A 23285-nucleotide genomic window follows, 5' to 3' on the forward strand; every position below is an offset into this window, starting at 1 on the left:
AACACGCTGGGCGGGGTGCCTCGGCGGGTGTTGAAGCGCCACCCCCGGGGGTGATCGCCCAGGCCTCGTTCGCGGTGACGTGCCACTGCCGTCGCCCGAGGTCAGCTTCCTGTGTCCCGCCCGAAATCGCTGCTCCGGCTCTGCCTATCCGCCACCTCCGTCGCACTCGCCATTGCCAGCGGCGGCCCGGTCTGGGCCCAGGGCGCGCGGAGGGAATCTGTCGAAACGTCCGTCGTACTCGATCAGATCTCCGTCGAGGGCACCTTCACCGCCACGCCGACCTATCGGGTGGAGGAACTCTATAGCGGCACAAAGACCGTGACGCTTCGGCGCGACGTGCCGCAGCAGGTCGACGTCGTGCCCCGGGAGGTCCTGCGCGACACTGCCGCCACCCGCGTGGAGCGCGCCCTCGACTACGTGCCCGCGGTCGGCAAGCAGAACGACTTCGGCGCCCAGAACCTCGCCCTGTACTCCGTGCGCGGCTTCGCCACCCAGGACATCTTTTTCAACGGCTTCAACATCGCCCGCGGCTACAACGGCGCGCCCGACACGCAGAACGTCCAGTCCATCGAGGTGCTCAAAGGCCCGGCCGGCGCACTCTACGGCCGCAGCGACCCGGGGGGCACCGTCAATATCCTCACCAAGCAGCCCGTCGCATTGCCCTTCGTCGAGATGGGCACCCTGTTCGGCAGCTTCGGCACGGCGCGTACCACGGTCGATGCCGGCGGTCCCCTGAGCGAGGACGGCACGATCCTCTACCGCTTCAACGGCGCGCTCGCCCGACAGGACAGCTTTCGCGATTACGTCGACGGCGACCGCGTCCTGGCGGCTCCGGTCGTGAGCTGGCAGATCAGCCCGGACACGAAGCTGACCGTCGAGACGCAGTACCTGCGCAACCGCCAGACCTTCGACCGCGGGACGGTCGCGGTGAACAACCGCCTCGGCCTCGTCCCGCGCTCGCGCTTCTTCGGCGAGCCGGGCGACAACTCCGTGTCGGAGAGCGGGATCATGCAGGTGCGCCTGGAGCACGCCTTCACTCCAGACTGGCAGCTTCGGGTCGCCGGGCATTTCAACACCGGCAGCCTGACCGGCCTGCAGACCGGCGCGACCGGCCTGCTCGACGACGGGCGGACCCTTCTGCGCGAGTTCCGCCGCCACGACTTCACATGGGGCGTGGCCATCGGCCAGGCCGAGCTCGTCGGGCGCTTCGACACCGGGCCGTTCGCCCACACCCTGCTGCTAGGCCTGGAGCACGAGCGCTACAACAGCACCGAGAACCTGCTTCGCTCGACCCCGCGCCTCGACCCGTTCGCGCTCGACCTGTTCAGCCCGGTCTACGGCCAACCCAAGCCGCCCTTCACGCGCCGCTACAGTGCCAGCGAGAACGTCGGCAACACGGCGGTCTACCTGCAGGACCAGATCGCCCTCAGCCCCGAATGGAAGCTGCTCCTCGGCAACCGGACCGACTTCTACAACCAGACCTTCCGGGACAAGGTCGGAGGCGAGCGCACGGAGCAGGACCGCACCGGCTTCTCGCCTCGTGCCGGTCTCGTCTACCAGCCGCTTTCCTTCCTCTCGCTCTACGGCAACGTCGCCGCCTCCTTCCGTCCGAACACCGGCTTCGACAGCGCGACGCGGCCCTTCGCCCCGGAGACGGGCTTCGCCTACGAGGTGGGGGCCAAGCTCGACCTCTTCACGGGCCTCAGCGTCACCGGTGCGGCCTTCCACATCGAGAAGGAGAACGTGCTGACCACCGACCCGCGGGACTTCTTCTTCCAGATCGCGGCCGGCGCCGTGCGCAGCCAGGGGTTCGACCTGAGCGTCGTCGGTCAGGTGACGCCCGAGTTTCGCATCATAGGCGGCTACGCCTTCATCGATGCCCAGGTCACACGCGACGAGGTCCTGCGGGTCGGCTCGCCGCTCCTCAACATCCCACGCCATTCGGGCAGCCTGCTCGGCGTCCACGAGGTCCATGCGGGCGACTGGAAGGGCTTCGGGTTCGGCGGCGGGTTTCGGACCGTCGGCTCGCGCCTCGGCGACAGCGGCAACGAGCGCTTCCGTCTGCCTGGCTACGTCCTGACGGACGCGCTGGCCTACTACCGCTACGAGAACCTGCGCTTCGGGATCAACGTCGACAACATTTTCGACGAGACCTACTACGAGCGCTCCTACAACAGCTTCTGGGTCGGCGTCGGCGAGCCGCGTCGGGTCACCGTCAGCATGACGGCGCGCTTCTGATGGGCGTGCACCCGCGAACGCTTGAGGCGTCGACAGAGGCATCGGCCGCGACCGGACGCATCGCCTCCATCGACGCCCTGCGCGGGCTGGTGATGGTGCTGATGCTCCTCGACCACCTGCGCGAGACCTGGTTCCTGCACGTGCCGGTCGCCGATCCGGTCGACGCCTGGACCGCCCTGCCGGCCTTGTTTCTGGCCCGCCTCGCGGTCAGCCTGTGCGCGCCGGTCTTCGTCGTGCTGACGGGCGTAGCCGCGTACCTGTTCGGCACCCGGCACACCCTGGCGGAGACGCGCGCCTATCTGGTGAAACGCGGCCTCGTGCTGATGGCCTTCGAGGTGTTCTACCTCTCCGAACTGTACTGGGGCGTGGCAAGCCCGACGCTCTGGCTCCAGGTGATCTGGTGCATCGGCGTGTGCATGATCGTCCTGGCGGCGCTGATCGGCCTGCCGCGCCGGGTTCTCGTCGCGGTCGGGCTCGTGATCGTGTGCGGGCACAACCTCTTCGACCCGATCCGGCTCCTACCGGACCAGCCGCTGTTTCCCGTCTGGGCCCTGCTGCACCAGCGCGACGTCATCGCGCTTCCCCTCGGGCTGGTCGCCAAGACGACCTATCCAATGCTGCCGTGGATCGGCGTCATCGTGCTCGGCTACGCGGTCGGCCCGTGGTTCCTGCCCGGCGTCGCCACGCCCACGCGGGAGCGCCGTCTCGCGGTGCTCGGCTGCGCGATGCTGGTCGCCTTCGCGATGCTGCGCCTGGCGAACGGCTACGGCGACAAGCCTTGGTTCGTCGTGGACGGCAGCGACCTGCGGACCGCCATGAGCTTTTTTGCGCTGACGAAATACCCGCCCTCGCTCCTATTCCTGCTGCTGACGCTTGGGACCGGGGCGCTGCTGCTCGTGGCCTTGGAGCGGATCGGCGACCGGCCGCTCGTCGCGGCGCTGGCGGTGTTCGGCGGCGCGCCGATGTTCTTCTACCTGCTCCACCTCACGGTTCTGAGGCTGCTGTACCATGGCGCGTTCGCGACCTGGGGCGCGACCCAGGGCACCGTGTTCGGCGTCGCCGATTACGGGTGGGTTCTCGTTTGGTACGTCGGGCTGATCGTGCCCCTCTACCTGCCGACTGCCTGGTTCTCGCGCTTCAAGGCGTCGAGGCGCGACATCGTCTGGCTCAAGTACCTGTAGGGCAAACTCCATCAGCTTAACCGTACTGAGGACAATCTGTGCCCCTATCTAGGACGCTCGATCTGCATACACTTAAGCCGTGCTGTTGACCCTTTGCAGACCTAGCGGCTTGCCGGACGAGGCGTCTGCTCCGAGCGGAGAAGCGGACCTTCTCAGGGCGGTCACGACATCAGCATGTCATGGCTCATTATCATGCCGCGTTCGGTCACGCTCGCGAACGCCCACCCGATGGTGTTGCCCTAAGCTCGGTGGCGCGCCGCTTCAGCGTCGTGCTTACCTCCTTCAAAGCCTTCTCGCTGTCGCCACCACAGGCATCAAGAATGTCGTTCCAGACGTTGTCGATGAGCCTGGGCGCCTTGACCGCTCCCTTGGGTTCCGCTGTCACACGGCGGAGGACCTCCAACGGGTCCTCTGGGTCCGCAAGGTTCAGGTCGTCGCGGCTCGGATTGGCCAATTCCGTCAGGATGCGTCTTGCGAGAGGCCGGAAGGCGTCGAAGTTGAGGTCCGCCACCAGGGTGGTGACGCCCCGGTCATTTACGTTCCAGATGCGAATGCCTGAAAACCGCCCGTCTTCGTTGAGCGGCAGCACGTTGAAGTGGGCGATGCCGTTGCGAAGGAGGCGGGGCAGATCCGCGATGGAGCTCGGATCGACGCGTTCGGAGTCCCCGTCTGCCCCCGTGAGTTCAATATGCCCGCCCTTACGGATGCTCTCCGGATATCGAATGGTGAGAACGTGGCCAAGCTGTGCATGCTCGGCCAGCAGCGTTCCGAGAGCCTCCGACGACCGCTCATGCGGGAACACGATGACCCCCAGGAGGGAGATCAGGAGCTGTGTGTCAGCATAGGGTGGGCCATCCGACGATGCGTCCAGTGATGAGGCATGCCGCTCGACATGGTCGAGGTTGCTCAGGATGCGCAGGGCGAGCGCTTTAAGGAGTGGCCCTCGCGGGTAACCCATTACCGAAATCCTCGCAGATTAAGTCACGACCAGACCAAGGCATTCTGGCCGGGCCTTGTCGTGACTTGCCCGTTGGCTGTCTTCAGGCAGCCGACCGAAGGCTCACGATCCCGCGCACCTTGTCACGTAACAGGTTGCTACGCCGGAGCACCTCGGCACCTCCGGGCACTTCCTGCACGGCAGCGCCCGTCGTGATCCCTAACTGCACCTTGTACCGATTCCATTGCCGCCCGCTCGGGTGGAGCACCCCTCCAAGGAGGCGGTCGCCGTCAACAAGGCCACGCGCGGCGAGGTCTTCTAAGACCAGCAGGGCGTTGACGCCGAAGGGCACGATCCAGGCATTCGGGAGCCGGGCAAGCTCCGGGACAAGGTTTTCCTCGACCATGCGCCTCATCAGCGGCCGCGCCATGATGCGCTCGTCACCAGAGAAGTTCACGCCGTTATCGAGGATGGGGTAGCGCAGCACCGAAGTCGAGTGCACACGCCCGGCGGCACAGCCGAAGAGATCCGCTGTGGTGCGAAGGCCGAACACCTGATGGAGGTCGAGATGATCCATCAGGCGAGCACCCAAGTCCCGCATGCCGGCGAAGGACGCGGTGGACTTTGCAACTGCGGCGGCCTCCTCGACCGACGCTCCCCTCATCGCGGTCGAGCGCAGCGCCAGAAGTGCGTCCTTCGCCTGTCGCTTCCCCGGCGTGGCACCGACGATCACGACGTCAGCGTCTTCGTTGATCCAGTCGAACGGAGCGTAGAAGGCGCTGAAGCGGCCTTCCCGACCAAGGGCGAGGACCTCGTCCCGGAGGGGCGAATGCCCGGGCGCGTCGATGCCGCGCGCGATCTCGTCCGCTGACCGGGACATCAGGATGGGCATAATGCGCTCAATGTAAGCGCGGGCGGTAACGTCGAGGCTCATGGGATGCTCCTTGCTGGGTATGCCTTGGTCGCGTGGGTGGCTAGGTCCGGGCGGCGGCCTCGTCGGCCATCTCGCCAGCCATTTTGTCGAGGGCGGCGCGGGTCATCCGCTCCCAGCGGACCCCCCGTGCCTGGGTGCGCAGCCCGCGTGGCGTCGGACGCCGCCACACCGGGTCCGGCGACCGCTGCAGGGTCGACAAGGCTTCCTCGAAGTTCGGCCAGGTGGTCTCGCGCCCTACGGGGCCGATGGTGAACCCGTCCTCGCGACCTACGCCAGGGTGGAAGGTCGAGCCGTCAGCGGCGACCGGCACGAACAGCATCTCCTCGACGGTCTCGTTCCGGTCGACGCTGGCAAGATCCTCGAACGTGTTCTGGTCACGCCAGGTCGATTGCCGGAACTGCTTGCGCTGCTTCAGCCAATCCAAGGCTTGGGACGAGGGGACCGCCCCGTCCTTGGGATCGAAGACCCGCTCGGAGCCAGCCATCAAGTTGCGAATACGCCGCTCGCTCACTCCACCGAACTCAGCGAGCGCCCAGGGTTCGACTAGGCCGCCGGTGTCCAGGGCGAACCGTCCGCGAGCCATACGTAGGGTGCGGCCCGCGTCGGCCGGATCTATCCCCCAAGCTTCGAACGGCACCTTCGCCATGAACGCATCGGCGAGTTCAATTTCGTTGCCGAGGTAGGCCTCACGCTCGTCCGCGCCGGACGCACCCGTCAAAGCGATGCCGTAGTAAGCGTAGGCATTCAGGTTGTGAAAGGTGCTCCCGACCTTCCAGCAGTAGGCATCACCGAAGGCGTCGTCGCGTAAAACCTCGGCCCAGTCCTCCGGTGCGTCGACGGCGTACCCAAGGTCTCGGACGAGCGCCGCCATGCCGATGTCCGCATGCTCGGAGCCGACCATTTCGGCCAGCAGGCGTCCAGCGCCTATCACGACGTCGATGAGGGTCGCCCCTTCGAAGTCGTTCCCGCAGCCGTACTGACTGTGAAACTGCTCGCGAAGCAGTTCGGCATCGCTTGGTGAAGCAGAAGAAATCATCTCGCTCTCTGTGATGGCGGTATCTCTCTTCATCACGGATATCTCATAAGCCCATCATCGATACAACCGCATATTCGTGATGACGGGTTATCACGAGATACCGTAGCGATCTCTTAGGTACGATGCCTCTCGTGCAGCCTGAGACTCGGTATTGACGACAGCTAATCGCCTGATAAGCTAACTGCCGTAGTTTGAGGATTCTCTATGCCTGTAGACCGCTGCAGTGAAACCGGGGTGCATCGCTTCCTTCGCCGCCATTTGGCCGAGCCGGGCCGCTTGGCAGATGCACTCGTCACCGAACTGAGCCTGACCCAGTGCCGCGAGGACGACGTTCTGTGCGGCGCCGGTGACGATGCCGATTGCGTCTGGATCGTAGAGTCTGGGGAGTTCTGCATCCGTTCGACGCACAAGATCGCCAGCCGCGGGCCAGGCGACATTATCGGTGAGGCAGCATTCTTCAGGCCCCGCCTTGACGGTGGCGCCGCCCGCCGAGGCGCGGATGTGATTGCTTCGAGACGAGCTTCGGCGTGGCGGATCGACCGTGCGGTCCTGGACGCCCTGGACCCCGAGTGCAGGGCGTCGTGGATGGAAGCCGTAAGTGGAGCGCTCGTCGTCAAGCTCGACGAGGCCGTTGCGCATCGCGCGGCCCTTACCGGTGAGGTCGGCGACATCGAGGGGATGGTCGCCCGCTTCGTCTGCGCCGACGGGGTCGAGGCAGCGCTCGGGGCCCTCCGAGCGGGTGCCCCCAAAATCAAGCCGGTCCAGAAACGAGTGCTTGTCTGGTTCAGCGATATCGCTGGGTTCTCAACCTTTTCGGAGGGGTTGAAGCCCGGCGTCGTGGCGGACGCGCTCGAAGCGCTGGTCGAGCCTCAGGTCAGGGCGATCCAAGAAGCCGGCGGTCAGGTCGACAAGTTCCTCGGCGACGGCCTGATGGCCTTCTGGCCCTGCCAGGACGATGCTCGCATGCGGCGAGGGGTCAACGGTGCGGTTCGGGCGGCCCTCACATCCTCGGAAGAGGTTCGTCGGATCGCGGCGGAGAGGGCCTTTCCCATGGGCCTGCGGATCGGACTGCACCTCGGTGAGGCGGTGATCGGTGACTTCGGCGCCGCGGGGCGCAGCGCCTACACCATCATCGGGGAGACCGTGAACAGCGCGAGCCGCTTCGAGCAGTACAAGCCCAAGGAGGGCCAGCCGGATGGCGCCGTGCGCATCAGCGACAGGGTCTTCCTCCACCTGGAGCCCGAGGGTCGCTCCCGGTTCCGGGCGGAACCATTCGCGATGCCGGCCAAGCACGGTCGCACGTACCCCGCCCACCTTTCCATCGATTAAGGGAGCCACCGAGCATGGCCTGGGACATCACGCGCAGCCGCGCCCGCATCACCGCCCTCATGGGCACGGTCCCGAAGGCGGCGGTGACCGTCGAGACCTTCGACCAGGGATACCTCGACCGTCGCCGTCTGGACCTGCAACTCCGTGGCCGACGTCTGGGGCAGGACGAAGCCCCAATCTTCAGCGTGCCAGACCGGCGTGCCGTCCTCGTCGATGGCGTGCATATCTACGTGACCCTCGTCGACTATCACGACGCGATGCTGGAGCAGGGGCGCGAGACAGAGGCAGGGCATCGACGGCTGATGCAGTTCCTGCACCTGCATTACTCTGCGGCTGACAGGATCGTCGCCGATTACGAGGCACAGCGCGTGGATTTCCATGGACCCCGGCTGCACGCGGTCGTTGTTACGCCACCCGGTGGCGGCAACGAGCGTGAACGCGTCCTGCGTGCCATTGCCATGGCGAACGCGCTGAAGGAAACCATCGAGACAGCGGGCCCCAGACTCGGCAAAGCCGGGCTTAGCACGAAGGTGCGCATCGGCATCGATACGGGGAAAGCTGTCGCCATCAGCAGCGGCAGGAAGCACGAGCCCGAGCCGCTGTTCCTGGGACGGCCTGCCAACTACGCTGCGAAGCTGGCGGCCGGAACCATGCCTGGCATCTTCCTCAGCGACAATGCGCGAGCCGTCGTGGGCAAGCCGCGCACCGGCTCACTCCACTACGAACGTGCCATCGCGTTGTCCGACGTAGAACGGCTCAGGTTCCTCAACGAGAGCCTCGGCCGGCCCCTCTGGACGCAGGACACCCAGCCCCTCAGCAATCGGGTCGACGCCGCTATCCGGTCGCTGCAGGCAGACAGCGTATTGATGGAGAGCCTCGCCTCGGAAGCAGTCTTCCACTTCCATCATCACGAACCTCCACTGCGGACAATCGATTTCGGCGAGCTCAAGCCGAGCAAGTCGGTCCGCATGGCGATGATGTCCGTCTTTGCAGACCTGGATGGTTTCACCGCCTATGTCGACCGGTGCATCGCGACCGGCCAAATCGCGGCGATGGTGGCTAACCTGCACGTTATCCGAGGTGAGCTGGCCGCCGTGGTGAAGCAGGACTTCAACGGCCGGAAGGTGAGGTTCATCGGCGATTGCGTGCATGGCATCGTCGCCGAAGGCTCTCGCTACGACACGGACAAGCCGGCTTCCGTCGAGACCGCGGTCAGGATGGCAGGCGGCATCCGCAGCTCGTTCAACCTGTGCCGAGCAATGCTGCATGACATCGGCGACCTTGGCATCGCTATCGGCCTGGAGCTCGGTGCGACGCCGGTCACGCGTCTCGGCCTCCGCGGGGAGCGGAGTGTGCGCTGCGCTTCCAGCAAGGCGGTGTCCGCCTCAGAGGCGCTCCAGCAGGAGTGCTCGGGAACCGAGACCAGCCTAGGGGCGACGGCCGCTGAAGCCGCGCATTCTCGTGTGCGGCAGATCTTCCGCACCGGAAAGGTCAGCAATCTCGACTTCGACGCCGTGGAAGCGTTCCTTGGTAGGCCTGCCTCGTCGGCAGTGGCGAAGCCGATGGCGGCTCCGCTTGCAAGGCGACCGGAACCGGTGTTGCGCGCCCATGGGAATGGCTAGCGCCTCGTTCGCCCTCGCCCTCGCCCTCGCTGGAGCGCCTGCCTGGTTCCAATTGAACCTCAGGTCCAGCAATCACGTGGCAGGCGTCGCGACGATACCCATCAACGCCGTCGAGGCGACATTCGTTGTTGAATTGGAGGTTAAGCTCCTCGGTAGGAATGTCCGCGCGCGCGAGCGAATTCCCGGGACGATGTTCCCGAAGCGATGCTTCGAGAGGCACATCGAGGCGGACGGCTGGTTTTGCCTCGGTCTCGCTGACCGTATCCGGATCACGGATGCGCAATCGGCGTCGGCGTGGTGGGAACTGTTGGAAGCCTACCTCCGGATGCAGCGCACAGCCACCCAGACGGGAATGTGGCCGGAACATCATGCGCTGTCACATGGCGAGGCGGGGCTGCATCACCAGAACGCCCTTGAGCATGCCGAAAAAGCAGGGCTTGCGGACGAGTATGAAGCCTTCATGCAGGGTGATCCATCGTTCCTCATCTCGCTCGACGAGCTGCTGCGTCGAGATGGGGACCGCCTCAGGAACGGACGCTGTCCGTGTCCCTGCGGTCGCAAGCGCAGCGACGGGCGTACACTCTTAAGGCGGGACTGTCCGCAACGTGCCGACGTGGTCTCCCTGCTGCGGGAAGAGAGGCTGCGCAAGGACAAGTTGGCTCACTTCGTCGACACCTTGAAGGGCTCAGGCATGACATGTTGTGGCACGATGCGGGTTTGTCCGTTCCGGTGAGTGTGAGAACGCCTTTACGGAGGCGTTTCGGCCGGGACGCCAATGCCGCGGCGATGCTTTGCACGTTTTGAACTACGGGCGCCTTCACCAAAGCGTTCGGGGTGACTACCCGGCCGAATCAATCGATGGTACGCTGATCCGCGAATTCGCTTAGCTTGGAGGAGTGGTCATGACCTCGACGTTCGGCTCCTACATCGTGGCCCGCAGGAAGGAACTGGGCATCAGCCAGAAGGACCTCGCCGGGAGAGTCCTGAAGGAAGAAGACAATAAGCCGATCACGCCTCAGTATCTCAACGATATCGAGAGGGACAGAAGGCAGCCGACATCCGACCATATTATACGGCAGCTTGCGAAGGCACTTGAAGTAGAGGCAGACTACCTGTTCTACCTATCGGGCACCCTCCCGGCCGACGTAAGGGAAGCTAACATTCCGCGAGAGGATGTCGTGCAGATGTTCAGCGCGTTCCGACGCACGGCGCGATAGGTTTGGCCACATGGTTTCCTGGATACCTGACAAGACCGGTCGGTTTGGAAAGCGTCCCTTCTACAAGGAGATGGAGCTTGACCGAGAGTGCGAGGTCATCGTTCGCCGGTTCCTTGAGCATAAGTCTGGTCGGGTACGCTTTCCTTTGACCACTGATGATCTGTTTGTCCTCGTGGAGCAGAACGTCTCCGACTTGGATGTCTATTCCGATCTTTCCGCGGATGGGTTCGACGTGGAGGGCGTGACCAACTTCGCCGTTCGGAAGCGACCGGCGATCAAGGTTTCCGAGACGCTGTCGACAAACGACGGGCGTGAGAACCGATATCGCACAACCTTGGCACACGAGCTTGGTCACGCTGTCTTCCATGATGAAGCGTTCCAGGCACGCTTCGCGGCAGGCGACCTCTTCAACGACCGCGGGGAGGCGCGCGTCGTCTGTAAGCGTGAAACGATGTTGGATGCCCCGCAGGTCGACTGGATGGAGTGGCAGGCATCCTACGCCAGCGGCGCCTTCCTTATGCCTCGGGAAGCGTTGGCCGACCTGCTCCGTCCCATTGTTACAGCGAGCGGGAAGCTAGCTCCCTTCCGCACCGGTTCGGAAATCTCGAACGAAATGATCTCCACCGTCACAGATGCCTTTGGGGTGTCGAGGGACGCCGCCAGGGTGCGCCTTATCAAATTGGGTTACCTCTCCGACAAGCCACTTATGGCAACGCTCTTCGATTGAGGGGGCCGTGAGAGGCTCTCCGAAGGAGTGCCCGCCTCGGCTCTTTGGGATAGTGAGCCTTCTCCGGCACTCGGCGCTGCTCACAGCGATGGGCGCGATGACCTAGAAGAAGAATAAGACCGGCGAGCCTCAGCTAGCCGGTCATCTACGAGCGGCTAGGCGGGCAGATCCAGGCGGGGGAACGAGGGGCTGCCCGGCGTCCAGAACTCCACGCTGTCCGAGTGTAACTCGAAGAACTCCGGGTCAACGGTCACGCGGATCGGGTGCTGCATTTCGCCGTCGACGTAGCGGTAGTCACTCCCGTCCAACGGTTTGGCATCAGCGCCGGACGGCAGAAGCTCTGGCCTGTCGAGGATCTTGCGGAGGTCGGCGAGCGTGAGGGCTGGTTCCGGGCGCGGCGGCAGGTCGAGGTCGTCGTCGGCGAACGCATCGAGGTCAACGGCCGTCGATTGCGCCTCCGAGATCGAGAGTTCGACACTCCTGACGGCTTCCTCGCGCGCGGCTGGCCCTGCCAGGACGGTCGCCTCGATGACCTTGGGCAACCGTGCCAGGATGGGTTGCAGTCCGCCCACGACGCTCGTGAACAAGCTGATCCTGTCCCGTAGGGCAGCGTAGACGTCGGCCTCCACGGTGTCGCTGTAGTGGAGGTTCACAATTCTTATGTCCGCGAACCGCTGGCCTAGACGGTCAATTCGCCCAATCCGCTGTTCGACCCGCATCGGATTCCACTCTAGCGGAACCCGGGGCATCGCCGGCCCCGACCCCGGCCACGCGGGCAGCCCGAGAATGGGCAAGGCGACGTGCCCGGTGAGCCGCGTGGCGTTGGAGCCCCGGCGGCGCGTGCTGGGGCTTCATGGCCCCGGCGTGCGAACCGGGCGGCTTGACCTCCGGTGCGATCCCGGAAGCTGGCAGCGCGGATCTGCGAGGTCCGGCAGCCCCTTCGTTAGGAACAGGGGGCCCCGCTACTGTGATGCGCCTCGCTGACGCCCGAGCTCGAAAGCACCAGCACCCTTACGAAGTCGCCCCCGATGGACTGTACGCCAGCATTCTGCGCGATGGGAATCGCGTTCTTGATAGCGTCCGTCGCGTAAGCGACGGCGGCCGCCTCTGGCATGCCGGCCGCGTACCCGGCCTTCACGCCGGCGATGTGCGCCTGCAGGCTGTCGGTGTCGCCGATGAACTCGATGTAATGACTCTGACCGGCCGGGGACTCCGGTACGGGCTGGTCGAACTCCCGGTCGTCGTTGCGGCGGGCTATGCGGTCGATGGAGAGGTCGCCCGAGGCCGGGTCGACGGTTGCCGCGAGGAAAGTGTTGCCACCTCTGCACGCCCCGATTTCGTTGCGGGCCGGAAGGCCGACCAAACTGTCCAGCGAGGTTCTGAGCGCACCGATCAACGCGCCCGAACTTGCCGGCGTCCCGTCAGCGCCCACGGGGGGAGCGAACTCCTCGAAGACGGCCTGCCATTTCCTGAGCTTCCGACCAGCCCAACCACAGCCGGCCGCGACGCCCCGGTCCGACAGCTTGTGAACCTTGATGGTCTCGCAGTTCTCGACCCGGCCGTTGACGCTCGTCAGGCTGTCGGCGGCGAACACCACGCATCCCTGGGCTCTCAGGCAAACGATCAGCGTCACTGGCATCCCCTGGCGAATTCGCGCCGCACCGCACGGGTCGCGGGCAGCCTCCGATAGACCCGCGCGGGCACAAGGCCCAGCGGGTCGTCCGGAGCGACGGTTGATCGCAGACGGCGGGGCGCGAGCCAAGCGCCGTCGCCACGTTGACCCCGGAAGCCACCGGAACGAGGCAGTGTATGCGGCCACCGATGACGGCAGGGCGGCCGCTTAATGGGCCCCGTTGCGAGGACTTACTGGTCGCCCGTACAGCGTCTGCGACGGACCCGACAAGGACCCGCGAAAGGCTATGAGGCCGTCGTTGGCGCCGAGCACCGCCGCCCGCAGCCAGCCGATGCGGTCGATCAGGTGGTCTTCGCTGTGGGTCGGGCGCATCGGCATCAGGGTTTCTCGATGGACGCGGTGGGGGCGTGGCNCTGTCCTGGTTCGATGGCGGGACGGCCGGGGCTATGAGGCCGTCGTTGGCGCCGAGCACCGCCGCCCGCAGCCAGCCGATGCGGTCGATCAGGTGGTCTTCGCTGTGGGTCGGGCGCATCGGCATCAGGGTTTCTCGATGGACGCGGTGGGGGCGTGGCGGTCCCGCCCACGGGCTTCGTCGGTGACGGACCCATGACAGGTGATGGCCGTCAACATGCCGGGTGTCACCCCTTTCCGGGGTGATCGGGCGCTCCGGTCAGCAGCAGCAATCGGACCCCGACCCGCTTTTCACAAAGTCCCCGTCGGGTAGCACCGGCCGACCGCTCCTATTGCCCTCAAGCTCGCGTTCGGCCTGGAGCCAGAATTCGACCTCGTAGCCATGCGGGCGGCCGCGCAGGTTCCAGAGCTCGAAGGCTCGGAGACGGATGTCGCCTTCGGTCCGCGTCGTCTCGGTGGGCATGCTCTGNGACCTCGTAGCCATGCGGGCGGCCGCGCAGGTTCCAGAGCTCGAAGGCTCGGAGACGGATGTCGCCTTCGGTCCGCGTCGTCTCGGTGGGCATGCTCTGGTCCTCGCGATGGTCGGGATCGAAGGTCATGGGCGCAGCCACGCCTATGCGGGAGGCGTCGCCGGCGAGGTACTGTGCGAGGCGGCACGACGCTTACCCATCGCTTCCTGGATCAGGGTGGCGATGGCGTAGCCCATGGCGCCGACGGCCAGGGCGGTTGCCAAGGGCGATGTCGCGCCGCGCGCGCCCCGTCCCGGACGTCCCCCGGCACGGCTCGACCGTTCGGCCCTGCGGATGCCCGCCCGCCCGCGGTCGAGGGTATCCTGTGCCAGATGGGTCGCCCGTCCGGCGACGTCGCTGACCGCGTCCCTTGTCCGCGATAAGATCTCGTCGGCCGCACCCTCGATGCGGCGACCGTCCTCGGTCCCGGGATCCTCGCCGTCCGTGGACTGGCCGTGCTCGTGGTGGGGCTTGGTCATGGTCGCTATCCCTCCGTTGATCCGGGTGTCCCTGCCGGGCATGCGGCGTCCGGCAGGGAAGGCGTTTCGCTCAGGCGACGCTGATCTCGTTCACGACGGCCGTGGTGCCCGGGGAGGCCCACGCCGCTCCCATGGCCTCGTGGCGCTCCTGCATGGTGCGGACGGTCCCTCCGAGGTAGACCGTCCCTTCCTTCGCCGAGACCGTGACGTTCGAGGAATCAAACAGCCACGACCGGTCGAGCGCGGCGTTGATCTTGTCGCTCACGTCCGAGACGTCGACCTGGGGCAGGACCCCGACGAGGTTGTCCACCGCCACGACGCCGGAGATCCGGCGAAGCTCGCGCTCGGCGGCCTCCGACTAGAAGTGGTGGTCGACCTCGCCCGTGAGGGTGATGATGCCCTTCGAGACCTGGATCGAGATGCTGTCCGGCGGCACCGCCACGTTCCAGGCGAGGCGGGACACCGCGGTGGCCGCGATGTCCTCGTCGGGCCGCTTCAGCGCGTTCGGCACGTTGACCTCGATCTCCTCGACGATGGCCTTGACGCCGCGGACGCGACGGGCGGCGGCCTCGGCGGCCAGCTTCTCGTCGTAGTTTCCGACCTGGCCGGTGAGCGCGACCACGCCGTCCTTGGCCGTGACACCGATCTCCGACGAGGTCACCGCCGGGTCCCAGATGAGTTCTGCCGTGACGCGATGCTGCAAGCTGGTGTCGTGGGACATGATGGTCTCCTGGGGCGTGCCGGCTTCGAAGTTGCCGGGGATGGCTTGGGGGGCCCACCCGGTGAAAGGCTGTCCGGCGTCCACGGCGAAGCGTGTCCCGGTATCCGGCGAACTTAAGGGGCGGGGTCGGGGCGGTCCTTGATCCAGCGCAAAGGATCACACGCACTGAATCCGAGGGGATCGGAAGGTCGACCCGCACGGCAGGCTCGCCTTCTCCCTCGCCCCCCTTGATCTCGATCAAGGACGGCTTCCGGCGGTGAGGACATCCTTCGGCCTGGGATCCATCGGACCAGTTCGCGACCGGATATCGAGGGACTTCCAGGTCATAAACATGCACGTCGCATCGTGGACCAATGCCGCCGACGACCGAGCCAGGCCGATCCCGACACCGCTCGACCCTTGGCCGAGAGCTTCCGGATGCTGGGGCTCGCCGTCATCGGTTCGGCGACCGTCCTTTGCCTGATGTGGCTGGTCTCCCGAGAGGCGTCGTCGGTCCGGCGGGAGCCTTGGTGGCACCGACGGCCTTCGTCGGACCCCACGCCCCACTTAATCCGGAGCCTCCACTTGTACATACGTCTCGCCTTATCGATGCTTCTCCTCACTCTCATGGGGTCCGTGGCGACCGCCACCGACGTCCAGATCCGGCGTGCCAGACCTTCGTCGGGGCGAACAGCGCCACTTGCCATGCCGTCGGAAGGATCGGTGCGAGCCCGCTCGCCGTCGCGCCCGCATTCCGGGACCTCCATACGAAGTATCCGGTCGAGGACCTCGGCGAGCCCCTGGCGGAGGGCATCACCACGGGGCATCCGACCATGCCGGAGTCCAGCTCGAACCCGACCAGATCACGGATGTGTTGGCCTACCTGAAGTCCCTAGAGCGCTGATCGCATCGGGAGGTCGAAACCTTCCTGTCGAGAGCCGGAGGCGGGACTTCAATGTCGAACGCCCAGGCCGTTAGAGGTCCCGACTCCTGCCTCGAAATCCCCATGGAAAGGCATCGTCGACGCCGGTCGCGGCGGCTGCGCAAATTCGGATAGCCAGTCCGCGAAATCACTCCGGCCGACGAGGGGGCCTGCGGGGAGGGTCTCGGCAGGCGGCCCCTACATCCCCGTTACGACGGCATCACGCCAACGGACGGAGACGAGACATGAGACTTACCCCGATCACGGCCGCTTTCCTGGCCTGCACGATGCTGGCCGCCACGCCGGCCCTCGCGATCACGGTGACCAACCAGGACAAGGGCGAGCACACCCTCACGGTGGACAAGGGTGAGGCCCAGGCCAACCAGAAGCTTGCCGCGGGGGCCTCGGCCGAGGTCGAGTGCAAGGAGGGCTGCGAGCTTCGCGTCGCGGGTTCCGGATACGGCCGCTCGGTGAACGAGGGCGACAGGCTCGTCATCACTGACGGAATGATCCGCTTCGCCGACGAGGACATCGTCACCGGGTCGACCAAATCCACGAAGTGACGAGACCGGGCATCAGCCTATCCTTTGCGGGTCGAGGCAACACCGCCTCGACCATTTGGCGATACCGGAGCCCCCACACCATGCCGAGCCATGCCTGCATCGACCCGCAGGACCAGTACGCACAGGCCGAGGTCCTGGTCACGTTCGAGACGATGGCCGACGGGGTCCGACTGGTCTCGGCGCACGACGCCTTTGACAACGACATCCTCCCCGAACTTGAGCATTTCCAGCGTCGAGCACTCGAAAGCGAGATCATCGACGATTACCGGCATCCTCGCGGGTCCGGGCCGACGACGGGCTCGTGACGCCGGATCCCAGTGGTGGACTGCGTAAGGACGCGAGTCGTCAGTCCGGGACGGGCTTCGACGGGGCGATGCCGACCGCCACGGCGATGGTCTCGATCCGCGTCGATTGCGCGGCCAGAACGCCTTCTAGACGCTCCATCCGGATTCGGTCGAGCTTGTCGTGCAGGGCCATGATCTCGACTTCCGCCTTCAGATTGATCTCGTAGTCGAGGCCGGCGGCCACCCGGTCCCGTGCCGCCTGGCGGTTCTGGGACATGAGGATCACCGGAGCCTGGAGGGCGGCGACCATCGACAGGATCAGGTTCAGGAAGATGTACGGGTAGGGGTCGAAGGCGCCGGCGCGGGACAGGACGACGGTGTTTAGCAAGACCCATGCGACGAGCATGCCCGTGAACACCAGGATGAAGCCCCAAGAGCCGCCCATCTGCGCCACGCGATCCGCGAGGCGCTCGCCGAACGTCTGGCGCTCGATGAGGACGCTGTTTACGTCCCGCGCCACATGCCGCCGCTTCGCGATGAGGAGGATGACCCGCCGCTCGCGTTCGGACAGCCCGTCCAGTCCCGCCTCCATCAATTGGCGGGCAAGCTGGATGACCGCGGCGTCGGCGGGCGGCCTTCCGGCATCGTCCACCTCGACGCGGTTGACGATGGAGGTATCGCGGCCCGGCAGGACGTGATCGCCCATCAGTGGCTCAGGAGGCTGGAGATCGGGGCGTACCCCAGGACGTCCCGGGTGACGCCGCCGAGGACCGTATCGCGCACGTGGCCATGGCCGTAGGCACCCATGACGATCAGGTCCGTCGCGCCCTCGGACGCCCAGTCGAGCAGGGCTTCCCCGTCGCTTTCTCCGTCCGACCGAATTTCGGCGGACGTCGCGTCGATCCCATGCGTGGCGAGGTAGGCGGCCACATCCGCCGCGCCGGAAGTCCCGTCCGGGACCGCGACGACGTCGACGTGGCTCGCCAATCGCAGGATCAGCAAGGCGTCAAAGATCTCGCGACGCGCTTCCCGCGTGTCCTTCCACGCCACCATCACGTGTCGGGCTTCGAAATGATCGATGCCGGGCGGCACCACCAGCACCGGACGTCCCGCCGCGAGGACGACGGAGGCGGGATCGAGCGGGCGGATGCATGCGGTCCCCTCGTTCCCGTTTCCTTGACCGACCACGATCAGGTCGGCCGCGCGCGGATGGCCCGTCAGGTAAGCGAGCCCAGGCTCCGGGGCGGAGCGCCACAAGACCCGGCTGCGGCTGCCGACGGCCTCGCGGAACAGGTCGTGCGCTCGGGCAAGCCCGTCGCGGACGGACTGCCGAGAGAGGCCCGGAAGCAGGGCGGAGGCGCCCATCGGGCCGACCTGCGCGGCGCCATGATCGGGCGATTGAGCGGCAACGCCTATCGTCCGGCTTTCGAAGGCGTCCGCGAGGCGGGCGGCGATCCCGATGCGCCCGCTTGCATCGCTGCCGAGATCGACGGACACCATGATGCTGGCATAGGTCATGGAGGGCAGGTCCCGATTGGCTTCCGACAAGCGGAGAGTGCCATCCATCGACGATGACGGCTTTGACCCAGCGCAAGTCGGTCGTCCGGGTTGGAGCCGAAGCCGCGCGCACCCGATCTCCCCAGGCACGACATGCCGGTTTCCCCCGGTGGCGGCCAGAACTACCTCGGCGCGATTGATCCATCGCAAGGACGAGGGCGCTCCACGCCATCTACGCTGACCTCCACGCCTGCACGGTCGACGCTCCGCGTCCGGCCATGACGGAAGGGAATTCGTGATGACCTGTCCCCGCGCGGTCGAGACTCTGACCAAGCAGCGTGACCGTCTCGTCGAGGTGCTCCGCCTGATCGACGACGGACGCTGGTGGACAGGGGACGACGCCTGCCTGATCGACGAGGACGAGGTCTGCCGGCAGGCCGACAGGATCAAGGCCGCCCTGGACGTGGTCGAGCGTCTCGCCAACGAGATGGCCGCCGAGGACGGCACAGGCGCCGGGTCGCAACTTGCCCCGAAGGCCAGGCATGGCGTTCCGGTTCTTCGTGCCTCCGAAGACCTCGTGATCCCGGACGACCTCGGCCCGTTCTCTCCCGGCCCGGTCGACCCCCATCCGAACGAGATACACGAATGCGGGGGATACGAGCGGCGGGCCAAGGGGCTCGCCGGCGGTGTCCCGAAGCTGGCCTGACGGACCTGAGCGCCCCCTCCCGGAAGGGGGCCGCTCGACCTCGTCGTGGTCACACGTCCTGCAGGTCGTGCAGGGCCCGGTACGCCTTGAACAGCACGCGGGGATCGAACTTGCCCTGGTAGACGGCGGGCGGCTCGCGACCGAGCCCGAGCAGGCCGTAGATCGCGGCCTGCGCCGAGCGGATCGAGTATTCGACCGTGAACACCACGTCGTCGGGCAGCTCGCAGAACTGGCCCATGAGCCCGAGGTTCGTCGTGCCCTTCGGGATCACCTGCGGCCGGTCGCCAGGCTCGCGTGGCAGGAATTGGCTTGTGATGAAGGGCATCATGCACGGGATGCAGATAGCCTTGTCCAGGATGCCGGTTGCCTGCGCCTCGATCCGCAGGTGGCCGAGGATCTCGGTCATGATCTCGCGGCCGGTGCAGGCCGACATCGGCTTCCTGACGAAGTTGCCCGGCTCGTCGACCGCTAGCCCGTAGCCCCAGAACACGCCGACATCGTCGGGCTGGCCGATGAAGTGCGGCTGGAACGGGATGACGATGGAGGCGAGCCAGTTTGAGCGCGGGAAGGTGACGAGGCCGCCCTCGCCGGGCACGTTGCCGGTGAAGTCACGGACCAGCCGCAGGAATGTCGGGTTGTGCAGGGTGGTAGTGAAGGACAGCCACTTGGAGCGGTCGATGTGGTCGGCGAAGACCTCGGGGTGGCCGAACTCGGGGCGGCCTGTTGCGATGCGTTCCCAGAGCGTCCAGGCGCCGCCGTCCGTCTTGCCCTTGAGGACGGGGGCGCTGTCCATACCGCCGAGGGACGACCCTTCGGTCATCGAGCCCAACGTGACGAGGACGATATCCTCGGCACGCACACGGATCTCGCCGGCCACGTCCATTCGCTCGGTTAGGATGCGGGAGGCGCTCCAGGCTCCCTCCTGTCCGACGAGCCCCAGGTCGGTCACCCGCGTGTCGAGGGCGAAGACGACGCCGCGCTCGTCCAGCCACTTGCGCAGCGGCAAGATCATCGAATCGTACTGGTTGTAAACGGTGCGCATGATGCCGTGCAGGCGGTTGAAGCCCGAGACCATGTGGGCGAACCGAACGAGGTAGCGCTTGAACTCGACCGCGCCGTGCCAGGGCTGGAAGGCGAAGGTGGTGCACCACATGAACCAGAAGTTCGTCTCGAAGAACGACGGGTCGAACTGGTCTGCGATGGTGGTCTTGCCGAGCATCGATTCAGGCAGGAGGGCGAGCCGCTCTATGGTCAGGATGTGACCTTCGTCGAGACCGAATTGCGGCGCCGTCAGACGCTGGCCGTCGCTGACGAGGCGCGCCTTCGACGAGGTCCTCATGGTCTCGTTCCAGGCGAAGGTCTCCTCGGTCACCGTCCGGGTGCCGTCGAGCGTCGGAATCGAGGCGAACAGGTCGAAGGTGCAGAGGTACTTGCTCTCCAGCATGCGGCCGCCGCGTAGGACGTAGCCGTCCGTCGGATTTCCCGATCCGTCGAGGCTGCCGCCGAGGACGCCGGTCTCCTCGATCACGGTGATGTCGCATCCCGGCATGTCTCCGTCCCGAATGAGGAAGGCCGCCGCGGCCAGGGAAGCGATGCCGCCCCCGACGAGGTAGGCCTTCCGGCTGGGGCGGGCGATGGGATCGGCTTGGGCCATGCGGGGTCTCGCCTGTGGTCGTGACTTCGAAGCGCAGGCCGAGACTATTCGAAGGTCCCTGTGCGTCTTTGATCCAAGACAAAGCTGCACCTCGGTATGGGGCGCATAGACGTCCGGCGATGGATCGGAGCCGGGTGCTCTACATCGGACGAAGGTGATCCCCGATGCGTCTTCCCGTCCTGCTCATGTCCGCCGTGTTCGCACTGGCGATGACCGACGTCGGGTTCGCCCAGGCCACGCTCCCGAACGACGACGTGAACATCGCGAACAATCCCGGCACCTGGAAGGTCGCCCCGCCGGACCGGGTCGAGGCCCTGGACTGCACCTGCCGCACTACACCGGCCGATGCGACCGCGGCGACCAAGCCGGAAGCGGATGCCGCGCCGGGCGACCGGATCATCGACTGCAGTTGCCACAAGACTTCTCCGGACACGACCGGAGCCCTGGCCGGCCCTGACGTCGCGGCCCCTTCTCGGTGATCCGCATCGCGGCGACCGTCCGCCGCCTGGCACCATCCAGGGAAGGCCCGACATGAATCCCGAACCCGTGCAAACGACGTCCACCGAGGAATTTCAACGCGAGACCTGGGACGACGATGGCGGGGCGACCCCGGAGGGATCTCGCTCGACGAGCCGTGTTCCGCCCGGGTCTCCGGCCTCCGCGAGCGCCGGACGCGTCCCACGGGATCGGACGTCCCGAAAGGCCGGCCCAGGCATTCCGCGGACCATGCCTCGAACCTGACCGTCCCCGAACCTTAGCGTCGGCGGCGAAGCATGCCGCCGAGCGCATCCCCCAGGAGAGCCATACAGGAGACCATCATGTCCAACGCCATCGGCATCGACCTCGGCACCACCAATTCCTGCGTCGCCGTCCTCGACGGCGCCAAGGCGCAGGTGATCGAGAACGCGGAAGGCGGCCGCACCACGCCGTCCATCGTCGCCTTCACGGAAAGCGGCGAGGTACTCGTCGGTCAGCCGGCCAAGCGCCAGGGCATCACCAACCCCGAGAACACCATCTCGGCGATCAAGCGCCTGATCGGACGGCGTTACGACGACCCGCTGACCGAGAAGGACAAGGCCATGGTCGGCTACAAGATCGTGGCCGGCCCCAACGGCGACGCCTGGGTCGAGGTCCGGGGCAAGACCTACAGCCCGAGCCAGATCAGCGCCTACATCCTGACGAAGATGAAGGAGACGGCCGAGGCCTTCCTCGGCGAGAAGGTGACCATGGCGGTCATCACCGTGCCGGCCTACTTCAACGACGCGCAGCGCCAGGCCACCAAGGACGCCGGCCGCATTGCCGGGCTGGAGGTGCTCCGCATGATCAACGAGCCCACAGCCGCGGCCTTGGCCTACGGGCTCGACAAGAAGGGCAGCGGAAAGGTTGGCGTCTACGACCTCGGGGGCGGTACCTTCGACGTCTCGTTCCTTGAGATCGGCGACGGCGTGTTCGAGGTGAAGTCCACCAACGGCGACACCTTCCTCGGTGGCGAGGACTTCGACAACCGCATCGTCGACTACCTCGTCGACGAGTTCCGCAAGGAAAGCGGCATCGACCTGCGCAAGGACCGGCTCGCTCTGCAGCGCCTCAAGGACGCCGCCGAGAAGGCCAAGATCGAGCTGTCCTCGGCCACCCAGACCGAGGTGAACCTGCCCTTCGTCACGGCCGACCAGAACGGGCCGAAGCACCTTGCGATCAAGCTCAGCCGCGCCAAGCTCGAAGCCCTGGTCACCGACCTGATCGAGCGGACGACCGCGCCGTGCAAGGCGGCGTTCAAGGACGCGAACCTCGACGTGTCGCAGATCGACGAGGTCGTCCTCGTCGGCGGCCAGACCCGGATGCCGAAGGTGCAGGACACCGTGCAGGCCCTGTTCGGACGCGAGCCGCACAAGGGCGTGAACCCCGACGAGGTCGTGGCCATCGGCGCCGCGATCCAGGCCGGCGTGCTCCAGGGTGACGTCAGCGACGTGCTGCTGCTCGACGTCACCCCGCTCTCGCTCGGCATCGAGACGCTCGGCGGCGTGCTGACCAAACTGATTGAGCGCAACACCACGATCCCGACGAAGCGCAGCCAGACCTTCTCGACCGCGGCCGACGCCCAGCCGGCGGTGACGATCCGGGTGTTCCAGGGCGAGCGCGAGATGGCCGCCGACAACAAGATGCTCGGCCAGTTCGACCTCGTCGGCATCCCGCCGGCGCCGCGGGGCCAGCCGCAGATCGAGGTGACCTTCGACATCGACGCCAACGGCATCGTCAACGTCTCGGCCAAGGACAAGGCCAGCGGCAAGGAACAGACCATCCGCATCGAGGCCTCGGGCGGCCTCGACGAGGCGGCGATCCAGCGGCTCGTGCGCGAGGCCGAGACCCACGCCGGGGCGGACAAGGTCCGCAAGGAACTGGTCGAGGCCGGCAACCAAGCCGATGTCGCGATCTACACGACCGAGAAGAGCCTGAAGGAGGCGGAGGGCCAAGTGGCCGCCGACGTGAAGGCCGAGGTCGAGCAGGCGCTTGCGGGAGCGCGGGATTCGATCACGGGCGGTGACATCGGTCGCATCAGGACGGCGACCGAACGCCTGAACCAGGCGGCCCTGCGCCTGGGCGAACGTCCGACCGCCCCCAAGCCCCCGTCATCGGACCCGGAGATCGTCGACGCCGAGTTCGAGGAGGCCCCGGGCGATGCCTCGCGTCGCCGGCCGGCGGCATGAC

At 66.3% G+C, this 23285-nt stretch carries 24 protein-coding genes and 2 pseudogenes; 13 read left to right on the plus strand and 13 right to left on the minus strand.

Annotation, left to right across the window (positions count from 1 at the left end; all coding sequences use genetic code 11):
- The first annotated feature begins 111 nt into the window (after window positions 1–111).
- Window positions 112–2238 (plus strand): TonB-dependent siderophore receptor, encoded by a 2127-nt coding sequence (locus ASG52_RS16890; RefSeq protein WP_286159080.1) that lies wholly within the window; start codon window positions 112–114, stop codon window positions 2236–2238.
- Window positions 2238–3419: an acetyltransferase domain-containing protein gene (locus tag ASG52_RS16895; RefSeq protein ID WP_056245661.1), complete on the plus strand. Its 1182-nt coding sequence runs from the start codon at window positions 2238–2240 to the stop codon at window positions 3417–3419. The genes ASG52_RS16890 and ASG52_RS16895 overlap by 1 nt, the downstream gene beginning before the upstream one ends.
- A 205-nt stretch (window positions 3420–3624) precedes the next feature.
- Here ASG52_RS16895 and ASG52_RS16900 read toward each other — a convergent pair whose 3' ends face one another.
- From ASG52_RS16900 to ASG52_RS16910, 3 genes are all read right to left on the minus strand, one after another.
- Window positions 3625–4377: a HEPN family nuclease gene (locus ASG52_RS16900; RefSeq protein WP_056245665.1), complete on the minus strand. Its 753-nt coding sequence runs from the start codon at window positions 4375–4377 to the stop codon at window positions 3625–3627.
- A gap of 82 nt (window positions 4378–4459) precedes the next feature.
- The gene (locus ASG52_RS16905; RefSeq protein ID WP_056245668.1) at window positions 4460–5290 is read right to left on the minus strand and encodes a hypothetical protein; all 831 of its coding nucleotides are present in this window, start codon (window positions 5288–5290) and stop codon (window positions 4460–4462) included.
- Window positions 5291–5330: 40 nt separating this feature from the next.
- The gene (locus ASG52_RS16910) at window positions 5331–6359 is read right to left on the minus strand and encodes a hypothetical protein (protein ID WP_056245671.1); all 1029 of its coding nucleotides are present in this window, start codon (window positions 6357–6359) and stop codon (window positions 5331–5333) included.
- Window positions 6360–6530: 171 nt separating this feature from the next.
- Here ASG52_RS16910 and ASG52_RS16915 point away from each other — a divergent pair, with 171 nt between their 5' ends.
- From ASG52_RS16915 to ASG52_RS16935, 5 genes are all read left to right on the plus strand, one after another.
- A complete protein-coding gene (locus tag ASG52_RS16915) occupies window positions 6531–7655 on the plus strand; it encodes an adenylate/guanylate cyclase domain-containing protein (RefSeq protein WP_082552604.1) in 1125 nt (374 codons plus the stop codon).
- 14 nt (window positions 7656–7669) lie between these two features.
- Window positions 7670–9277 (plus strand): adenylate/guanylate cyclase domain-containing protein, encoded by a 1608-nt coding sequence (locus tag ASG52_RS16920; protein ID WP_056245675.1) that lies wholly within the window; start codon window positions 7670–7672, stop codon window positions 9275–9277.
- Entirely contained in the window at window positions 9270–10010 is a 741-nt protein-coding gene (locus tag ASG52_RS16925) for an E2 domain-containing protein (protein ID WP_056245677.1), read from the plus strand. Before ASG52_RS16920 ends, ASG52_RS16925 begins: the two co-directional genes overlap by 8 nt.
- Before the next feature lie 169 nt (window positions 10011–10179).
- Window positions 10180–10494, plus strand: coding sequence for a helix-turn-helix domain-containing protein (locus ASG52_RS16930; RefSeq protein WP_056245679.1), 315 nt, complete (start codon window positions 10180–10182; stop codon window positions 10492–10494).
- 10 nt (window positions 10495–10504) lie between these two features.
- Window positions 10505–11221 carry an ImmA/IrrE family metallo-endopeptidase gene (locus ASG52_RS16935; protein ID WP_056245681.1) on the plus strand — a complete coding sequence of 239 codons (717 nt, stop codon included), beginning with the start codon at window positions 10505–10507 and terminating at the stop codon, window positions 11219–11221.
- 155 nt (window positions 11222–11376) lie between these two features.
- Here ASG52_RS16935 and ASG52_RS16940 read toward each other — a convergent pair whose 3' ends face one another.
- From ASG52_RS16940 to ASG52_RS27935, 7 genes and pseudogenes are all read right to left on the minus strand, one after another.
- Window positions 11377–11940, minus strand: a complete 564-nt coding sequence (locus tag ASG52_RS16940) for a hypothetical protein (RefSeq protein ID WP_056245683.1) — start codon at window positions 11938–11940, stop codon at window positions 11377–11379.
- Window positions 11941–12164: 224 nt separating this feature from the next.
- Entirely contained in the window at window positions 12165–12854 is a 690-nt protein-coding gene (locus ASG52_RS16945) for an Ntn hydrolase family protein (protein WP_156384004.1), read from the minus strand.
- Between the two features lie 670 nt (window positions 12855–13524).
- A partial coding sequence (locus tag ASG52_RS16950) for a DUF2934 domain-containing protein (protein WP_286159081.1) occupies window positions 13525–13734 on the minus strand: 210 nt, incomplete at its 5' end.
- Between the two features lies 1 nt (window position 13735).
- A pseudogene (locus ASG52_RS28675) lies at window positions 13736–13864 on the minus strand (DUF2934 domain-containing protein); the annotation flags it as partial.
- A 14-nt stretch (window positions 13865–13878) separates the two neighbouring features.
- Window positions 13879–14253 (minus strand): hypothetical protein, encoded by a 375-nt coding sequence (locus tag ASG52_RS16955; RefSeq protein ID WP_156384006.1) that lies wholly within the window; start codon window positions 14251–14253, stop codon window positions 13879–13881.
- Window positions 14254–14323: 70 nt separating this feature from the next.
- Entirely contained in the window at window positions 14324–14569 is a 246-nt protein-coding gene (locus tag ASG52_RS27930; RefSeq protein ID WP_200945624.1) for a BON domain-containing protein, read from the minus strand.
- Window positions 14570–14611: 42 nt separating this feature from the next.
- Window positions 14612–14974, minus strand: a complete 363-nt coding sequence (locus tag ASG52_RS27935) for a BON domain-containing protein (RefSeq protein ID WP_200945625.1) — start codon at window positions 14972–14974, stop codon at window positions 14612–14614.
- 570 nt (window positions 14975–15544) lie between these two features.
- On the opposite strand from ASG52_RS27935, the pseudogene ASG52_RS28425 reads away from it, so the two are divergent.
- The 3 genes and pseudogenes from ASG52_RS28425 (at window position 15545) to ASG52_RS16970 (ending at window position 16743) form a co-directional block, all read left to right on the plus strand.
- Window positions 15545–15857: pseudogene (locus tag ASG52_RS28425) on the plus strand (c-type cytochrome).
- Window positions 15858–16120: 263 nt separating this feature from the next.
- The gene (locus ASG52_RS16965; protein ID WP_056245691.1) at window positions 16121–16438 is read left to right on the plus strand and encodes a hypothetical protein; all 318 of its coding nucleotides are present in this window, start codon (window positions 16121–16123) and stop codon (window positions 16436–16438) included.
- An 80-nt stretch (window positions 16439–16518) separates the two neighbouring features.
- Complete coding sequence (locus tag ASG52_RS16970) at window positions 16519–16743, plus strand: hypothetical protein (protein WP_056245695.1); 225 nt, start codon at window positions 16519–16521, stop codon at window positions 16741–16743.
- A gap of 40 nt (window positions 16744–16783) precedes the next feature.
- Here ASG52_RS16970 and ASG52_RS16975 read toward each other — a convergent pair whose 3' ends face one another.
- On the minus strand, window positions 16784–17428 hold the full coding sequence (locus ASG52_RS16975; protein ID WP_082552607.1) for a DUF1003 domain-containing protein: 645 nt from the start codon (window positions 17426–17428) through the stop codon (window positions 16784–16786).
- Window positions 17428–18240 (minus strand): universal stress protein, encoded by an 813-nt coding sequence (locus ASG52_RS16980; RefSeq protein ID WP_056245698.1) that lies wholly within the window; start codon window positions 18238–18240, stop codon window positions 17428–17430. The genes ASG52_RS16975 and ASG52_RS16980 overlap by 1 nt, the downstream gene beginning before the upstream one ends.
- Window positions 18241–18517: 277 nt before the next feature.
- Between ASG52_RS16980 and ASG52_RS16985 the strand changes: the two genes are divergently transcribed.
- Window positions 18518–18925, plus strand: a complete 408-nt coding sequence (locus ASG52_RS16985; RefSeq protein ID WP_056245701.1) for a hypothetical protein — start codon at window positions 18518–18520, stop codon at window positions 18923–18925.
- A gap of 49 nt (window positions 18926–18974) precedes the next feature.
- Here ASG52_RS16985 and ASG52_RS16990 read toward each other — a convergent pair whose 3' ends face one another.
- Window positions 18975–20579, minus strand: coding sequence for an oleate hydratase (locus ASG52_RS16990; protein ID WP_056245703.1), 1605 nt, complete (start codon window positions 20577–20579; stop codon window positions 18975–18977).
- A 164-nt stretch (window positions 20580–20743) separates the two neighbouring features.
- Between ASG52_RS16990 and ASG52_RS16995 the strand changes: the two genes are divergently transcribed.
- Window positions 20744–21058: a hypothetical protein gene (locus ASG52_RS16995; protein ID WP_056245706.1), complete on the plus strand. Its 315-nt coding sequence runs from the start codon at window positions 20744–20746 to the stop codon at window positions 21056–21058.
- 339 nt (window positions 21059–21397) lie between these two features.
- Window positions 21398–23284: a molecular chaperone DnaK gene (gene dnaK / locus ASG52_RS17000; protein ID WP_056245709.1), complete on the plus strand. Its 1887-nt coding sequence runs from the start codon at window positions 21398–21400 to the stop codon at window positions 23282–23284.
- Window position 23285 lies beyond the last annotated feature (1 nt).

The sequence above is a fragment of the Methylobacterium sp. Leaf456 genome (assembly GCF_001425465.1).
Classification (GTDB): domain Bacteria; phylum Pseudomonadota; class Alphaproteobacteria; order Rhizobiales; family Beijerinckiaceae; genus Methylobacterium.

Bases quoted from the DNA above. Each gene is read 5' to 3' on its own strand.
- ASG52_RS16910 (WP_056245671.1), bottom strand. From the start codon at position 6,359: ATGAAGAGAGATACCGCCATCACAGAGAGCGAGATGATTTCTTCTGCT.
- ASG52_RS16980 (WP_056245698.1), bottom strand. From the start codon at position 18,240: ATGACCTATGCCAGCATCATGGTGTCCGTCGATCTCGGCAGCGATGCA.
- ASG52_RS16900 (WP_056245665.1), bottom strand. From the start codon at position 4,377: ATGGGTTACCCGCGAGGGCCACTCCTTAAAGCGCTCGCCCTGCGCATC.
- ASG52_RS16920 (WP_056245675.1), top strand. From the start codon at position 7,670: ATGGCCTGGGACATCACGCGCAGCCGCGCCCGCATCACCGCCCTCATG.
- ASG52_RS16955 (WP_156384006.1), bottom strand. From the start codon at position 14,253: ATGACCAAGCCCCACCACGAGCACGGCCAGTCCACGGACGGCGAGGAT.
- ASG52_RS16990 (WP_056245703.1), bottom strand. From the start codon at position 20,579: ATGGCCCAAGCCGATCCCATCGCCCGCCCCAGCCGGAAGGCCTACCTC.
- dnaK (WP_056245709.1), top strand. From the start codon at position 21,398: ATGTCCAACGCCATCGGCATCGACCTCGGCACCACCAATTCCTGCGTC.
- ASG52_RS16965 (WP_056245691.1), top strand. From the start codon at position 16,121: ATGAGACTTACCCCGATCACGGCCGCTTTCCTGGCCTGCACGATGCTG.
- ASG52_RS27935 (WP_200945625.1), bottom strand. From the start codon at position 14,974: ATGTCCCACGACACCAGCTTGCAGCATCGCGTCACGGCAGAACTCATC.
- ASG52_RS16995 (WP_056245706.1), top strand. From the start codon at position 20,744: ATGCGTCTTCCCGTCCTGCTCATGTCCGCCGTGTTCGCACTGGCGATG.
- ASG52_RS16925 (WP_056245677.1), top strand. From the start codon at position 9,270: ATGGCTAGCGCCTCGTTCGCCCTCGCCCTCGCCCTCGCTGGAGCGCCT.
- ASG52_RS16895 (WP_056245661.1), top strand. From the start codon at position 2,238: ATGGGCGTGCACCCGCGAACGCTTGAGGCGTCGACAGAGGCATCGGCC.
- ASG52_RS16975 (WP_082552607.1), bottom strand. From the start codon at position 17,428: ATGGGCGATCACGTCCTGCCGGGCCGCGATACCTCCATCGTCAACCGC.
- ASG52_RS16935 (WP_056245681.1), top strand. From the start codon at position 10,505: ATGGTTTCCTGGATACCTGACAAGACCGGTCGGTTTGGAAAGCGTCCC.
- ASG52_RS16985 (WP_056245701.1), top strand. From the start codon at position 18,518: ATGACCTGTCCCCGCGCGGTCGAGACTCTGACCAAGCAGCGTGACCGT.
- ASG52_RS16915 (WP_082552604.1), top strand. From the start codon at position 6,531: ATGCCTGTAGACCGCTGCAGTGAAACCGGGGTGCATCGCTTCCTTCGC.
- ASG52_RS16940 (WP_056245683.1), bottom strand. From the start codon at position 11,940: ATGCGGGTCGAACAGCGGATTGGGCGAATTGACCGTCTAGGCCAGCGG.
- ASG52_RS16905 (WP_056245668.1), bottom strand. From the start codon at position 5,290: ATGAGCCTCGACGTTACCGCCCGCGCTTACATTGAGCGCATTATGCCC.
- ASG52_RS16930 (WP_056245679.1), top strand. From the start codon at position 10,180: ATGACCTCGACGTTCGGCTCCTACATCGTGGCCCGCAGGAAGGAACTG.
- ASG52_RS16970 (WP_056245695.1), top strand. From the start codon at position 16,519: ATGCCGAGCCATGCCTGCATCGACCCGCAGGACCAGTACGCACAGGCC.